The organism is Streptomyces sp. BJ20 (assembly GCF_022869105.1).
GTDB classification, from domain to species: domain Bacteria; phylum Actinomycetota; class Actinomycetes; order Streptomycetales; family Streptomycetaceae; genus Streptomyces; species Streptomyces griseoincarnatus.
On record NZ_CP094918.1, the window covers coordinates 2,336,186 to 2,350,963 of the forward strand.

The 14,778-nt window shown below is 70.2% G+C and carries 12 protein-coding genes and 1 pseudogene; 10 read left to right on the top strand and 3 right to left on the bottom strand.

Annotated features, from left to right (window positions below; translation table 11 throughout):
• Window positions 1-153: 153 nt before the first annotated feature.
• Entirely contained in the window at window positions 154-1,308 is a 1,155-nt protein-coding gene (locus tag MTR79_RS10695) for a Vms1/Ankzf1 family peptidyl-tRNA hydrolase (protein ID WP_244789874.1), read from the top strand.
• A 60-nt stretch (window positions 1,309-1,368) separates the two neighbouring features.
• Here MTR79_RS10695 and MTR79_RS10700 read toward each other — a convergent pair whose 3' ends face one another.
• The gene (locus tag MTR79_RS10700; protein ID WP_086699226.1) at window positions 1,369-2,334 is read right to left on the bottom strand and encodes a glycoside hydrolase family 6 protein; all 966 of its coding nucleotides are present in this window, start codon (window positions 2,332-2,334) and stop codon (window positions 1,369-1,371) included.
• A gap of 206 nt (window positions 2,335-2,540) precedes the next feature.
• Between MTR79_RS10700 and MTR79_RS10705 the strand changes: the two genes are divergently transcribed.
• On the top strand, window positions 2,541-3,554 hold the full coding sequence (locus tag MTR79_RS10705) for a LacI family DNA-binding transcriptional regulator (protein WP_189363534.1): 1,014 nt from the start codon (window positions 2,541-2,543) through the stop codon (window positions 3,552-3,554).
• 304 nt (window positions 3,555-3,858) lie between these two features.
• On the opposite strand, the gene MTR79_RS10710 is transcribed toward MTR79_RS10705, so the two are convergent.
• A complete protein-coding gene (locus MTR79_RS10710; protein ID WP_244789876.1) occupies window positions 3,859-5,469 on the bottom strand; it encodes a glycoside hydrolase 43 family protein in 1,611 nt (536 codons plus the stop codon).
• A 300-nt stretch (window positions 5,470-5,769) separates the two neighbouring features.
• Between MTR79_RS10710 and MTR79_RS10715 the strand changes: the two genes are divergently transcribed.
• From MTR79_RS10715 to MTR79_RS10735, 5 genes are all read left to right on the top strand, one after another.
• Entirely contained in the window at window positions 5,770-7,419 is a 1,650-nt protein-coding gene (locus MTR79_RS10715; protein ID WP_244793116.1) for a ricin-type beta-trefoil lectin domain protein, read from the top strand.
• A gap of 1,029 nt (window positions 7,420-8,448) precedes the next feature.
• Window positions 8,449-8,652, top strand: coding sequence for a cold-shock protein (locus tag MTR79_RS10720; protein ID WP_086699230.1), 204 nt, complete (start codon window positions 8,449-8,451; stop codon window positions 8,650-8,652).
• Between the two features lie 349 nt (window positions 8,653-9,001).
• On the top strand, window positions 9,002-10,498 hold the full coding sequence (locus MTR79_RS10725) for a DEAD/DEAH box helicase (RefSeq protein WP_244789878.1): 1,497 nt from the start codon (window positions 9,002-9,004) through the stop codon (window positions 10,496-10,498).
• Window positions 10,499-10,543: 45 nt separating this feature from the next.
• Entirely contained in the window at window positions 10,544-10,945 is a 402-nt protein-coding gene (locus MTR79_RS10730; RefSeq protein ID WP_086699233.1) for a CBS domain-containing protein, read from the top strand.
• Between the two features lie 49 nt (window positions 10,946-10,994).
• Window positions 10,995-11,303, top strand: coding sequence for an SCO5918 family protein (locus MTR79_RS10735; RefSeq protein WP_086699234.1), 309 nt, complete (start codon window positions 10,995-10,997; stop codon window positions 11,301-11,303).
• Between the two features lie 88 nt (window positions 11,304-11,391).
• Here MTR79_RS10735 and MTR79_RS10740 read toward each other — a convergent pair whose 3' ends face one another.
• Window positions 11,392-11,565: a hypothetical protein gene (locus MTR79_RS10740; RefSeq protein WP_244789880.1), complete on the bottom strand. Its 174-nt coding sequence runs from the start codon at window positions 11,563-11,565 to the stop codon at window positions 11,392-11,394.
• Window positions 11,566-11,723: 158 nt separating this feature from the next.
• Here MTR79_RS10740 and MTR79_RS10745 point away from each other — a divergent pair.
• The 3 genes and pseudogenes from MTR79_RS10745 to MTR79_RS10755 form a co-directional block, all read left to right on the top strand.
• Window positions 11,724-11,873: pseudogene (locus MTR79_RS10745) on the top strand (ATP-binding protein); the annotation flags it as partial.
• Window positions 11,874-12,570: 697 nt separating this feature from the next.
• Entirely contained in the window at window positions 12,571-12,915 is a 345-nt protein-coding gene (locus MTR79_RS10750) for a MerR family transcriptional regulator (RefSeq protein WP_086699236.1), read from the top strand.
• A 148-nt stretch (window positions 12,916-13,063) separates the two neighbouring features.
• Window positions 13,064-14,749, top strand: a complete 1,686-nt coding sequence (locus MTR79_RS10755) for a ribonuclease J (protein ID WP_086699237.1) — start codon at window positions 13,064-13,066, stop codon at window positions 14,747-14,749.
• Window positions 14,750-14,778: the final 29 nt, after the last annotated feature.

Consider the following 14,778-nt stretch of genomic DNA (forward strand, 5'->3'; position numbering starts at 1 on the left):
CGGGACGTCCGGGCGGCACTCCTGGCCACCAGGTGCGGCCCTGGACGGGAGCCGGCACGCAACGGTGCGTCCAGGACACGGTCGTCACAGGGTTCCCGTGTGTCTCTCGCCCTGCTCCGGGCACCCGGCGGGCAAGAGACCCAAGGAGGAAAAGTGCAGCTGTCTTTCCTGCAACCGCTCTTCGACCGCCCGGGCCCGTGGGCCACCGTGTACTTCGGCCCCCTCCAGAGCGACGAGTCGGGGGCCAAGCGGCGTGAGCTGTCCGTGCGCGAAGCGTGCCGGACGCTCGAGGAGGAGGGTGCCGACGCCGCCACCACGGAAGCGGTGCGTGACGCGCTCCTGCGGATCGGGCCCGCGGAGGACCCGGCGGGCCGTGTGGTCTTCGCGACCGGGGGCGAAGTGGTGCTCAGCCACCGGCTCTCCCGCCCCCCGCAGCGGCAGATCAGCTGCTGGGCCCCGCTGCCCCGGCTGACGCCGCTGCTGGAACTGGCGGGTCAGGACCCCGTCTGCCTCGTGGCGTACATCGACCGGACGGGCGCCGACTTCGAGCTGCGCGGCGGGGCGGCCGGTCCGCGGTCCGCGGGACAGGTCGAGGGGGAGCAGCACCCCGTGCACCGTACGGCTTCGTCCGACTGGTCCGAGCGGCACTTCCAGCTCAAGGTCGAGAACACCTGGGAGCACAACGCCGGTGAGATCGCCGAAGCGCTGAACGCGGCCTACGAGGAATCCGGTGCCGACCTGGTCGTCCTGGCCGGTGACCCCCGCGAGCGGCCGGCCGTGCACGAGAAGCTCTCCGAAGCGGTCCGCGGGGTCACGACGGAGACCGAACACGGCGGCCGCGCCGCCGGGTCCGCCTCCCCCGCTCTGGAGGAGGCCATCGAGCAGGCCCGGCGACGGCACATGCGTCACCGCGTCGAGGAGGCGCTCGACCGTTTCCGCGCCGGCCGCGTGGGCACCGACCGGCCCACGGAAGCGGTGGAAGGCATCCCGGCGCTGGTGGAGGCGGCCCGGGAACACCGCATCGACACGCTGCTCGTCCGGCCCGACGGACCGGAACTGGACCGCGACACATGGGTGGGCGCCCGACCCGACCAGATAGCGGCGCGCCGGAGCGACGCCCGGACCCTGGGGGAGAGCGATCCGACGGTGGTACGCGCGGACGACGCGCTGCTGCGCGCAGCCGCCGTCACCGCCGCCGACGTCCTGGTCGTCCCCCCGGCGGACGACGACGGTGCGGACGCCACGGACATTCCTACAGGCGGCCTGGGCGCCCTGCTGCGCTGGACCTACGAAACGACTCCGGCATGAGGAGTGGCCCGCCGCCCCGGCTGACCGCCGGTCGCCTGCGCGGGCGGCGGGACTCCCGCATCAGTAGCCGTAGATCATCTTGTAGGCGACCTCGGGGAGGAACTGGCCGGCCGTGGAGCCGGTTCCGACACCGCAGTTGCCGTCGGACTCGCCCGGCGTCTTGATCCACAGGAGCATCTCGGCGCCTCCGCCCTTCTGGGTGGGCGTACCGATGCGGCGGCCGGAGGGGTTGCACCACTGGCCGTTGGTGCCGTTGCCGTTGCGGCTGGTGTCCACGACGAACGGCTTGGTGTAGCCGTAGCGGGCGGCGAGTTCGTTGTTGACGGCGTTGCCGTAGGCGGTGTTCTCGGCGGTGGTGATGTAGTTGGAGACGTTGAGCGAGAAGCCGTGGGCCTGCCGGAGGCCGGCTTCGTGGAGGCGCCGGGCCATGGTCGCCGCGTCGGCCCAGCGCGGGTTGCCGGCGTCCATGTAGACCCAGGTGTTGGGGGCCTGGCGGTTGAACTCGGTGAGGGCACCGGTGAGCATGGCCTCGCGTTCGTCGATCTGGGCCTGGGTCATGCAGCCGTAGTCCCCGAGGGAGTCCGGTTCGAGGATGACGATGGCCGGGCGGCCCGCGATCCCGCCGGCGAACTGGGCGATCCAGTTGGCGTAGGCGGACGGCGAGGCGGCTCCGCCGGCGGAGTGACCTCCGCAGTAGTCGCGGTTGTAGATGTTGTAGGCGACGAGGAGGGGGAGCTTGTCCCGCTGGTCCGCCGCCCCGACGTAGGCGCCTGTGGCGGTGCCGATGGTTCCGCTCCAGGAGCCGAACCAGCGGGCCATCGGGGTGTTGGCGATGGAGGCGTTGATCGCGGCGGCCCGGCCGTCGCCGGGGTTGGCGGCCACCCACCTCTTCGCGCTGGAGTCGGGGTCCACGTAGAACCCGCTGGTCATGGTGGTGGGGTCGGCCGCGTGGGCGGAGGGTGCGGCGGCGAACGCGAGCGGCAGGGCACAGAGTGCTGCCATCAGGGTGCGGAGTCTGCGGCTCAAGACAGTACCTCGATTTCAGAGGAGTGGCGCTTTGGGAGCGCTCCCACTGGAAGCGGTCCCAATCGTGTGGGCGGGCTGATGGGCTGTCAATAGTCGGCGCAGCATTCGACTTGGCGAGGGAAGATCGGTTCTGTAGGCCGCTGAACTGGAAGCGGTCCCATCTCGCGCGTCCGTGAGCGCCCCCGCCTGTGAAAGACTCACGAGCCATGGCAGAAGCAGTGCCGCGTCGGCATCCGACGCTCGACGAGGTGGCCGAACGCGCCGGCGTTTCCCGCTCCGTGGCCTCCCGCGCCCTCAACAACGCCCCGCACGTCAGCCGCGCCAAGCGCGAAGCTGTCGAACGGGCCGTGCGGCAACTCGGCTACGTACCCAATCCGACCGCCCGCGCGCTGGCCACCCGCCAGACGGGAGCGGCCGCCCTGGTCGTCTCGGGAGAGGATCCGTCGATCTTCGCCGATCCGTTCTTCGCCCGGGTGATCGTGGGGGCGTCGGCCGCCCTGGACGAGGCCGACCTGCATCTGATGCTGTGCCTGGCCGCTTCCGACCGGGGCCGCAAGCGGGTCGAGGAGCTCATGCGGTCCAGGGGCGCGGACGGTGTGATGCTGATGGCGCTGCGCGAGGACGATCCGCTGACCCGGATGGCCGACGAGGTGCAGATGCCCGTCGTGTTCGGCGGGCGCCCGGTCGGTTCGGCCCCCCGGTGGTACGTGGACGTGGACAACGTCGGCGGAGCGCGCGAGGCGACCGAGCATCTGATCTCCCTCGGCCGGAGGCGCGTGGCCGTGATCTGCGGGCGTCTGGACACCGAGGCCGGGCGCGCACGGTACCGCGGCTACCGGGACGCCATGCTGGGCGCCGGTCTCGATCCGTACCCGCCGCTGGAGGGGGACTTCACGGAGCGCAGCGGAGCCGCCGCCATGGCCGCGCTGCTGGCCGGACACCCGGACGTGGACGGAGTGTTCGCAGCCAACGACAACATGGCGGCGGGAGCGCTGCGCACCGTGCGGCAGGCCGGCCGACGGGTCCCCGCCGACGTCGCCGTGGTCGGCTTCGACGACCTGATGGCCGCCCAGATCGCCGATCCGCCGCTCACCACCGTCCATCAGCCTGTGGAGGCCCTCGGACGGGAGATGGCGCGGATGCTCGTCGCGCTCGTCAACGGGCAGGACCCCACCCCGCTGGTCCTCCCCACTCGCCTGGCTGTCCGGGCCAGCGCCTGACTCCACACCGTCCGGAAGGGCGGGCCCCCGGGTCCGGACGAGTCGCTCCTGGACGCGGCGCCGGGCGTCCGGGGAGCCGGTCGGGGTCCAGCAGCGGAAGCGGCGACCGCCGTTGGGCCCGACGGCTCGGGTACGGGCGCGGCCTGCCCCTCCGTCCGCCGGCTCCGGTCGCGGTGCCGGGTCATCAGGACGGCCGCGGGCGGCGCGCTCGGGGACGGATGCCCGGCGAAGACCGAGCCGTTCCGGCGGGCTCATGGTTCTCCTGGTCGAGGCGAGCGCCGGGCGGTGCGGTCGACGGATCGGTTCAGGGCGTGGACACCTCGAACCGCGTGACGCGGACCGCGCCGCCGAGGGCCTGAGTGGCGTGGTTGAAGAGGGCGAAGCGGTAGCCCATGAAGAACCGCCAGTCGTTGCCCATGGAGAAGGCGGGTCCGAGACGGGTGAACGTGATGCCGTCGGTGCTGTACGAGAAGGTCCCGGGGCGCGGTGCGCCGGGACGGATGTCCGCGTTCGCGCGCAGCCAGACGCGGCCGCCGGAGACGGGCGCGCTCGCGACCTCGGTGCCGGTGCCGGTGGTGTTCCAGTTGCCGTCCATGGTCAGCCCGGTGACCGTCACCACCCGTGTCGCACCGCCGTCGCGCTTGAGGCCGATCCAGGCGGAGGAGTCACGCAGCAGCGCGAGCCCGGCCCGGTCGCCGTCCCGCATCGCGGAGTGGTCGAGCTGGACCGTGGCGGTGGAGGTGGGGCCCTGGATGCGGTGCGTGAGGGTGTTGCGGGCCCAGTAGAGGTCGTGGGTGACGGTCGCGGTTCGCAGCGTCAGGCCGTCGCCGACCGACCACCTGGTGTTGTCGGGGTTGTGATTCCACTCCCATCGCGGTTTCAGGCTCGTACCGTCGAAGGTGTCGACGCCGGTCATGGGGGCGACCTGACGGGGCGGAGCGGGCACGGCCGGAAGGGGATACGTGGTGCCCCACGCGCCGTCGACGAGCTGTACGACGGGCCAGCCGTCCGCGGTCCAGGTGACCGGCGCCAGGGCGGGCATGCGGCCGCCGGGGTAGGCGTCGACGAAGGCCATGTAGTACCAGGCGCCGCTCTGCGTCCGCACCAGCCCGCCCTGGTGGGGGACGCCGCCGCCGGGGATCGGTCCGCGCAGGTCGAGGAGGACCTGCCGCATCGTGTACGGGCCGAAGGGGCCGCTCGAGGACTTGAGGATGTACTGGCCGTTCGCGGGGCGGGTCAGGAAGATGTAGTACTGCCCGTTGATCTTGTAGAAGCGGGCGCCTTCCAAGGTGCCGACGCTGGACGGTGTCCTGAACACCTCCTGCGTGCGGACCTGGGTGCGGCCGTCGGGCGAGAGCTGGGCCACGCTGATGGTGGTGTTGCCGTACGCCACGTAGAGGGTGTCGTCGGTGTCGACGAGCAGGCCGGCGTCGTAGTAGGGGGTGCTGATCGTCGTCAGCCTGCTCCACGGCCCCTCCACCGCGGTGGCGGTGTAGAGGTACGTCCGGGCGAAGTCGATCTGGCCGAGCCAGTAGAAGGTCCTGTTGCTGGGCCGGTAGGCCAGTGACGATGCCCAGATTCCCCTGACGTAGCCACGGGCGCCGTTCAGGTCGTACTTGGCGCCGAAGTCGAGGGCGGGTACCGCGTGGCCGGCGATCTCCCAGTTCACCAGGTCGTACGACCGCAGAACGGGCGCGCCCGGCGAGTAGTGCATCGTCGAGGCCGAGGCGTAGTAGGTGTCGCCGACGCGCATGACGTCGATGTCCGCGAAGTCCTGCCAGATCACCGGGTTCGTGTACTGCGCCGCGGCCGCGAAGGCCGGCCCGGTGGGGAGGAGGGCGCCGGCGGCCAGGCCGGTGGCGGCCGCGAGCGTGCGGCGTCGGGTAAGAGCGTGATGTGACCATGACAGGTCCATGGACGTGTTCACCTCGAGTTCATCGGTCGGAGTGGCCCTGACGTATTCGATATATCGAACGTGGTGCGAGGTGTCGAGCGTTCTGGATGATAGGAGGGTGACCCGCACCGTCAACCCTTCTCGCACGAGTCGTGCGCCGCTTCGAAAAGTTCGAAGCGGCTGGTGCAGAGGCGACACCTCCTGCTTCTCAGGGAGGTGTTGACAGTCGCGGCCGTCTCTCTAGTATCCGTGGAGCGTCCGAAAGTTCCGAACGGCGATCGAAATTTCGAACCATTCCTTCCCCCTCCCGTCGAAGGAGTCCTGGTGCCCAGACGATTACGCGGACGACTGTTCCGCCTCCTCACGGCCGCCGCGCTGACGGTGACCGCGTCCGTGACGGCCTCGGCCCAGTCCACCGCCACGGCCGCGCCGGGCAGTCCGGCGCTCACCCCGCCGCTGGGGTGGAACAGCTGGAACAGCTTCGGGTGCGGGATCACCGAGGCCCAGGTCCGCCAGGCCGCCGACGCCATGGTGTCCTCGGGCATGCGGGACGCCGGCTACCGGTACGTGGTGGTCGACGACTGCTGGTTCGACCCGCAGCGCGACGCGCAGGGCAACCTGCGGGCCAACCCGACGAAGTTCCCGAGCGGGATGAAGGCCCTCGGGGACTACATCCACAGCAAGGGCCTGAAGTTCGGCATCTACCAGGTGCCGGGCGAGCGCACCTGCGCGCAGACGGTGGGCACTTATCCCGGCTCCACGGGCAGCAGGGGCCACGAGGTCCAGGACGCCCGCACGTTCGCCTCGTGGGGGGTCGACTACCTCAAGTACGACTGGTGTTCCTCGAGCGGCACGCGTGACGAGCAGGTCGCGCGCTTCACGCTGATGCGTGATGCCCTCCGTGCCACCGGCCGGCCGATCGTCTACAGCATCAACCCCAACAGCTTCCACGCCATCACCGGGTCCACGTACAACTGGGGCGAGGTCGCCGACCTGTGGCGGACGACCGAGGACCTGCTCGACATCTGGCAGAACGGCAACACCAACAGCTACCCGATGGGCGTCGGCAACGTCCTGGACGTCAATGCTCCGCTGGCCGCACAGTCCGGTCCGGGGCACTGGAACGACCCCGACATGCTGGTCGTCGGCCGCCCCGGCCTCTCGCTGACCGAGTCCCGCTCCCACTTCGCCCTGTGGGCGCTGATGAGCGCCCCGCTGATGGCCGGCAACGACATCCGCACGATGTCCGCCGACGTCAGCGCGATCCTGCGCAACCCGCGCCTGCTGGCGGTGAACCAGGATCCACTCGGCGCGGGCGGACGCAGGGTGCGCGACGACGGGAACACCGAGGTGTTCGCCAAGCCCCTGGCGGACGGTTCGGTCGCGGTGGGGCTGTTCAACCGGGGCGGGAGTGCGGCGACGGTCACCACGACGGCCGCCCAGATCGGTCTGGGCGGAGGGCCGTTCACCCTCACCGACCTGTGGACCGGTGGCACGTCGGGCACGTCGGGGCAGATCTCGGCGAGCGTCCCCGCGCACGGCGTCGCCGTGTACCGGGTGAGCGGCGGCAGCCCGCTGGCCGCCACCACCTCGCGCCTGCGGGGCAGCGCCTCCGGCCGCTGCGTGGACGTGGACCAGGCGTCCACGGCCGCCGGTGCCGCGACTCTGCTCTGGGACTGCCACACGGCTGCCAACCAGCTGTGGACCTCATGGGCGGGCGGCGAGATCCGCGTCTACGGCGACAAGTGCCTGGACGCCTACGACCAGGGCACCGCCAACGGCACCCGTGTCATCACCTGGCCCTGCAACGGCCAGAACAACCAGAAGTGGACCGTCGGTTCCGACGGCTCGATCCGCAACGTCCACTCCGGGCTGTGTCTCGACGCCAACGGGGCCGGCACCGCCAACGGAACCCCGCTGGTGCTGTGGACCTGCAACGGCCAGGCGAATCAGAGGTGGACCCGCGTGTGAGCGCCACGGCGCCGGGTCAGGGCCGGAGCGACAACACCGCGGCCGCGGCCTCCCGCACAGCTGCCGCATCCGCCGGCACGGCCGCCCTCGATCCGCCCGGTTCCGGCTGCGGCGGGCCCCTGGGCGTGGGTCCATCGGTGTCCAGGCCGGCCCCCCACACCGGCACCACCCTCCCGCCCAGCACTCGCACCCCGCACGGCACCGCCGGCGGCTGAGCACCGTGCCCGCTCGGGAGTTCTCCGGGCGGGCACGGTCCCGGCCCAGGACGCCGTGCCCGTCACCGTGGCTCGCCGGTCGCCGGTCGCCGGTCGCCGGCCGTGGCGCTGGAGGCGGCGCTCGCCGGCGCAGTCCGCCTGAACCAATCGAGTTCGGACTCCACGAAACTCGGGGCAGCTCAAGAAGCCGTCCGCCGGTCGGCGTGGCGGCTGTAATCAAGGAGACCCCTCCGTTCCCTCCGCCGCTCTTTGCGGAGTCAGCCCCACCGAATGCTCCTCTGGCCGTCGAACCACACGCCGGCTCCACCACGGCGGCGACCGAGAGGCCATGTGTCAGGCAGCCGAAGCACGCGGCGCCACCAACCACGGCCACCTCCCCTTCGAACGGGATCAGGTCCACCTGAGAGTTGAGTGGATCCTCGTCCACGAATTTCTGGGCGAACCCTGCTGCTTGTTCGAGGCTGATCAGGGGGGCAGCCTTACGCTGGGCGTGCCCCCAGCACTTCCCGAAACGTTGCGCTCCGGCTGGGTCAAAATCTGTGCCCGCGAGCTGAGGTTTCAACGGGACACGCAGACAGATTCTCTGCCGCATTAAGTGGGGGGTGGATTCTTCATCGTACGCAGGCCGCTTCGGCGTGCTACTGTCGATCTCAGTTGCAGTTGTGGTTCCCAGAACTTCAAGTGCCCTCCGGGCGGCGCCTGTGCCACTGGAAGCACTTTTGTTATCGGGTCTTTTCCCGGCGGGGTGATCATCGCGGCGACATGGGGTCCGCGCAGTGCGGATCCCGATGCACTGCCCCAAAGGAGAAATGACATGGCTGCTGGTACTGTGAAGTGGTTCAACGCGGAAAAGGGCTTCGGATTCATCGAGCAGGACGGTGGCGGCGCTGATGTGTTCGCCCACTACTCGAACATTGCCGCCCAGGGCTTCCGCGAGCTGCTGGAGGGCCAGAAGGTGACCTTCGACATCGCGCAGGGCCAGAAGGGCCCGACGGCCGAGAACATCGTCGTCGCCTGACGCTGACTGTCGCGTAGTCGTAGCTGGGGCCCGCGTCCTTCGGGGTGCGGGCCCCAGCTACTCGCATTTTCCCGCAGTGGTCTCGCCTGCGGACGACAACCAGGAAACCCGTAGGCTCACCGCATACGGGGCATCCTTCAGGGGTGCACGAACCCCTTCATGACTTCATCGCGGCGGACGCCCGGACATTGCGTCCGCTTTGCATCACTCGTTCCAGCGCCTGTTGCCCGCACAGAGTTTTCGTCGGCCAGATTCGCTTACGCATTCCACCGGTCCAGTCTTGCAATTCTCTGTGCTGCTGATCGCTGCCGGAATTCCTTGATATGTGCCGCATCGAGGAAGGTACCGCATGAACCGCACACGCACGAACGACCGTTTCACCCGGAGCCGTAACGGCAGTGCCGAATCCGGAAGGGGCGGCAGCCGATCCGGTTCGTCGGCCAGGAGCCGCTCCGGCGGGCCGAGCCGCTCCGGCGGTTACAGCCGCCGGCCCGCCGCGGCCCAGGGGGAGTTCGCGCTGCCGAGGACGATCACTCCCGCGCTCCCCGCCGTGGAGGGCTTCGCCGATCTCGGCATGCCCGGGGCACTGCTGGGCGCGCTCACCTCGCAAGGCGTGACCGTACCCTTCCCGATCCAGGCCGCGACCCTGCCGAATTCCCTCGCCGGCCGCGACGTACTGGGCCGTGGCCGCACCGGCTCCGGCAAGACCCTCGCCTTCGGGCTGGCGCTGCTGGCCCGTACGGCCGGGCGGCGCGCCGAGGCCAGGCAGCCGCTGGGGCTGATCCTCGTACCGACGCGTGAGCTGGCGCAGCAGGTCACCGACGCCCTCGCCCCGTACGCCCGCTCCGTGAGGCTGCGGCTGGCCACGGTGGTGGGCGGAATGCCGATCGGCCGACAGGCGAGCGCGCTGCGCGCCGGCGCCGAGATCGTCGTCGCCACGCCGGGACGTCTCAAAGACCTCATCGACCGCGGTGACTGCCGACTGAACCAGGTCTCCGTCACCGTCCTCGACGAGGCCGACCAGATGGCCGACATGGGTTTCATGCCGCAGGTCACCGCCCTCCTCGACCAGGTCCGCCCCGAAGGCCAGCGCATGCTGTTCTCCGCCACTCTCGACCGCAACGTCGACCTGCTCGTGCGCCGCTACCTCAGCGACCCGGTCGTGCACTCCGTCGACCCCTCGGCCGGCGCGGTCACGACGATGGAGCACCACGTGCTCCACATTCACGGCGCCGACAAGCACACGGCAACCACCCACATCGCCGCACGCGACGGCCGCGTGATCATGTTCCTCGACACCAAGCACGCCGTCGACGGCCTCACCGAACACCTTCTGAACAGCGGGGTCCGGGCCGCCGCCCTGCACGGCGGGAAGTCACAGCCACAGCGCACCCGCACGCTGGCACAGTTCAAGACCGGACACGTCAACGTGCTGGTAGCGACCAACGTCGCGGCGCGCGGCATCCACGTCGACAACCTCGACCTCGTCGTCAACGTCGACCCGCCGACCGACCACAAGGACTACCTCCACCGCGGCGGCCGTACCGCCCGCGCAGGAGAGTCCGGCAGCGTCGTCACCCTGGTCACCCCCGACCAGCGCCGCGGCATGACCCGCCTCATGGCAGCGGCCGGCATCGTCCCGCAGACCACCCAGGTCCGCGTCGGCGAAGAGGCCCTGCACCGCATCACCGGCGCCCAGGCCCCCTCCGGCATCCCGATCGTCGTCACCGCACCGGTGGTCGAACGCCCGAAGAAGCGCGGTGCCACCCCACGCGGGCGACGCCGCCCCGTCTCGGCGGCCCGCCGCCGGCCCGTAGGGCAGTCCACCGCCGGTGCGGCTGCATAGAACTGTCGTGTCATGAAGCCCGCCCAACTTCGCAGGAGGCACCCTTTGACGCTGGACCGGACGCAGTTCCGCTCAACACGTACCGACGCCGTGCAGACGGCGGCCGATCCTGCGGACGCAGCCGGACCGCAGGTCTGGGAGGACATGACCGTGGAGGTGGCACTGTCCGTGATGGCCGCCGCCCGTACAGGTCAGCTGCTCGTCTGCGACGAGGACGGTATGCGCACCGGCCTGGTCACCCGGGCCGGGCTCACGGCCGTTCGTGACGGCTCCGGATACACGGACCGGATCCGCCTGCGTGACATCGCCGACGTCATCGGGCCCTTCGCCTCGCCGCCGCCCGCGAGGGCCGAAGCCGAGCGTGCGGTGCGCCGCCGCCGGCTCGGGGCCCCGCCCGTGGCCTACGGACACGGCAACGCTCTGGGTGTCCTCGCCCTCTCTCGCTGAACCGCCGTCACCCCACCCGGGCCCGTCTTCTCTTCTCCCTGGAGGCATCATGCGCTGTGTCATCGCCCGCTTCCCGTTCGACCTGACCAAGAGCGGCGTGTTGGAATCGATGAAGGGCGTCACACCTGAGCCGGTCACCGGTGAGTCCGTCATCATCGGACGACGCCACTACCCCGCCAAGCAGGTCGGCCAGGTCGTCACCCGCCAGGACCGGCGTGATTTCAGCACCGGCGAAGTCCTCAGGGCCATGACCCAACTCGGCTTCACCTGTCGCCCCCGCCCTGCCGCCGCATCCGCGCCCCCGGCCGACCCGTACGGGCCGGCTTCCGCAACGCTCGGCGCTCCCCTGTCCGCCTGACGTATGGACAGGTGTGAGCCGAACAGAGCAGGACGCCCCACCGGCGTGGGTGAATTCCAGGGGTCGTAGCAACACTGCGGTGAGTTGATCAAGCCGCGAGCAGTGTGGACGGACGCTCGGCTGGGGTCTCCCAGTCGAGCGTTCCGCGTGGGTGGCTGCTGAGTTCGGTGGCGCGTCCGGTCCGCAGGGTCCGGGTCGGCTCGCGCCGCAGTTCCCCGCTGCCTTGGTCGTGAAGTGCCTGGTAGACCGTCTCGTCGACCACGTGCATCTCCGGCTGGTCAGAGAGGCGTGCCCGTGGAGCGTGGCAGATCTGCTCCGGGCCCCGCCGTCGGGTCACGTGGTCCTGGAGGAAGTCCCGCAGCCTGGGGCTCCGGGCAGCGATCTTGCCGGGTTGTACAGCCCGCGGCCTGCCCCGTGGGTCCGGGCCGGGTCGGGCAGCACGGCCTGGGGATCGTCATGGCCGTGTGCCAGAGCTTCGAGGTGCGCCGCGAGCCGGTGGGCGAGCGAGTCAGGGCCGCCATCGTGCTGGCCGACGGCCCGGGCGGAGATCCGGTCGGCCGCCTGCTGTGAGCGTCCCCGGGCGCCGGAACCTGCCGCAGGTGTCTGCGCGGACCTCGGCGGCCCGGGGGCGGCGGCAGCCCTCAACTCAGGGCCATGATCAATCAGCGCCAACGGCTGCACCTATGTAGAGGCCGGTCCGCATGGCGGTCATGCGCCGTCACCCCACCCGGATCGGGCGTGTGCCTCCAGGCCCGGCACGCGGTCGCCGAGCCGGGAAGCAACCCGGGACAGCACTCTTCCGAGTGTCCTCGCGGAAGAACTCCAGACGCTGACGATGGAGAAAACCTGTCGTGACGACAGTAGACATTGGCTCGTCGCAGGGTTACTGTCTTGTCGTACCCAAAAAGTCGAAGTGGGCACGGCGGACACGAACTGCCGTGCCGGCAGGTCGAGCAGGACACGGCCCAGGAGGGTCGTGAGCAGTACCCGCGGTATCCAGCAGTATCACCGAGTAGCCGAAGGTAAGGAGCGAGACGCCATCAGGATCGCCCGGGCGAGGAAGCAGTCCGCCCGGGTACCGCAGGCCCCGGATTGGAAGGTGGTCCCCGGTCACGCATCCGCGATCCCCGCAGCCCCGCCCTCCCGGGCGGCCCCTGCGGACATACAAGGCCGGCGCAGTGCGCCGGTAGATGGTGTTGAAAGCTCGGGGTCCGGGTGCCGGTACGGCGCCCGGACCCCCCGACGCGTCCCCCGAAAGAAGAGGTCTATGCCCCCTGGCAGTTCCCGCGCCGTCACCCCTCTCGACGACGACGACTACCCCGCCTACACCATGGGCCGGGCCGCCGACATGCTCGGCACCACCCCCGCCTTCCTCCGCGCCCTCGGCGACCACCGCCTGATCACCCCCTTGCGCTCCGAAGGCGGCCACCGCCGCTACTCCCGCTACCAGTTGCGCATCGCTGCCCGTGCCCGCGAACTCGTTGACCAGGGCACCCCCATCGAAGCTGCCTGCCGCATCATCGTCCTCGAAGACCAACTCGAAGAAGCACAGCGCATCAACGAGCAAATGCGCACACAAGGCCCCGAGCCGCAGTCGAGGACCTCAGCCTGACCGGACGCCGGCACGAAGACACGGACGACGCTCCCGGCCCGCCACCGACTGGAGCCCACCATCGTCCCCGGACACCCGTTGTGGTGCCCCGACCCTGTCGGGAGGAGGTAATGGATCACCTTTCCCGCTCTCCGGGTACCGTCAGGGTATGAGTCATCCACACCCCGAACTGAAAGCCGCCCCACCCCTTCCCGAAGGAGGGCTGCGGGTCGTCGCCCTGGGCGGCCTGGGTGAGATCGGCCGCAACATGACCGTCTTCGAGCACGCGGGCAAGCTGCTCATCGTCGACTGCGGGGTGCTGTTCCCCGAGGAGACCCAGCCCGGCGTGGACGTGATCCTGCCGGACTTCACCTCGATCCGGGACCGGCTGGACGACATCGTGGCCGTGGTCCTCACCCATGGCCACGAGGACCACATCGGCGGCGTGCCGTACCTGCTGCGCGAGCGGCGGGACATCCCGGTCGTCGGCTCCAAGCTGACGCTGGCGTTCCTGGAGGCCAAGCTCAAGGAGCACGGCATCCGGCCGCGCACGGTGCGGGTGCGGGAGAGCGACCGGCGCGGCTTCGGGCCCTTCGACTGCGAGTTCGTGGCGGTCAACCACTCCATCCCCGACAGCCTCGCGGTCGCGATCCGTACCCGGGCCGGGATGGTGCTGCACACCGGCGACTTCAAGATGGACCAGTTCCCTCTCGACGACCGCATCACCGATCTGCGTGCCTTCGCCCGTCTCGGCGAGGAGGGCGTGGACCTGTTCCTCACCGACTCCACCAACGCCGAGGTGCCCGGCTTCACCACTTCCGAGCGTGAGTTGAACCCGGCGATCGAGCAGGTGATGCGCACCGCGCCGCGCCGGGTCATCGTCTCCAGTTTCGCCAGCCATGTGCACCGCATCCAGCAGGTCCTGGACGCCGCCCACCAGCACGGCCGCAAGGTCGCCTTCGTCGGCCGGTCGATGGTCCGCAACATGGGCATCGCCCGTGACCTCGGCTATCTGAAGGTCCCCTCCGGTCTGGTCGTGAGCACGAAGGAGCTGGAGAAGCTCCCGGATCACAAGATCGCTCTGGTGTGCACCGGCTCCCAGGGCGAACCGATGGCCGCGCTGTCCCGGATGGCCAACCGGGACCACATGATCCGCATCGGCAAGGACGACACCGTCCTGCTCGCGAGCTCCCTCATCCCCGGCAACGAGAACGCCATCTACCGGGTGATCAACGGACTCACCCGGTGGGGTGCCCACGTGGTCCACAAGGGCAACGCCAAGGTGCACGTCTCCGGGCATGCCAGCGCCGGCGAACTCGTCTACTGCTACAACATCGTCAAGCCCCGCAACGTCATGCCCGTGCACGGTGAATGGCGTCACCTGCGGGCCAACGGCGACCTCGCCATCCGCACCGGTGTGGACCCCGACCGGGTGGTCATCGCCGAGGACGGCGTCGTCGTCGACCTGGTCGACGGGCGCGCGTCCGTCACCGGCAAGGTTCCCGCAGGCAACGTCTACGTGGACGGCATGGAGGTCGGCGGTGCCACCGAGGCGTCCCTCAAGGACCGTCTCACCCTCGCCGCCGAAGGCGTGGTCACGGTGGTGGCGATCGTCGACGCGGACACCGGCGCCCTCGCCGAGGCCCCCGACTTCCTGGCCCGGGGCTTCGTCCACGACGACGCTACCTTCGAGCCGGTCATCCCCGTCATCGAGAAGACGCTGGCCACCGCTGCCGAGGAAGGAGTCGGGGACGCGCGTCAGCTCGAACAGCTCGTGGCCCGCGCCGTGGCGAACTGGGCGTTCCGCACCCATCGCCGCAAGCCCCTCATCATCCCCGTCATCATCGACGCCTGAGCAACCCGACCTCGGGGCCGTGAGCCAGG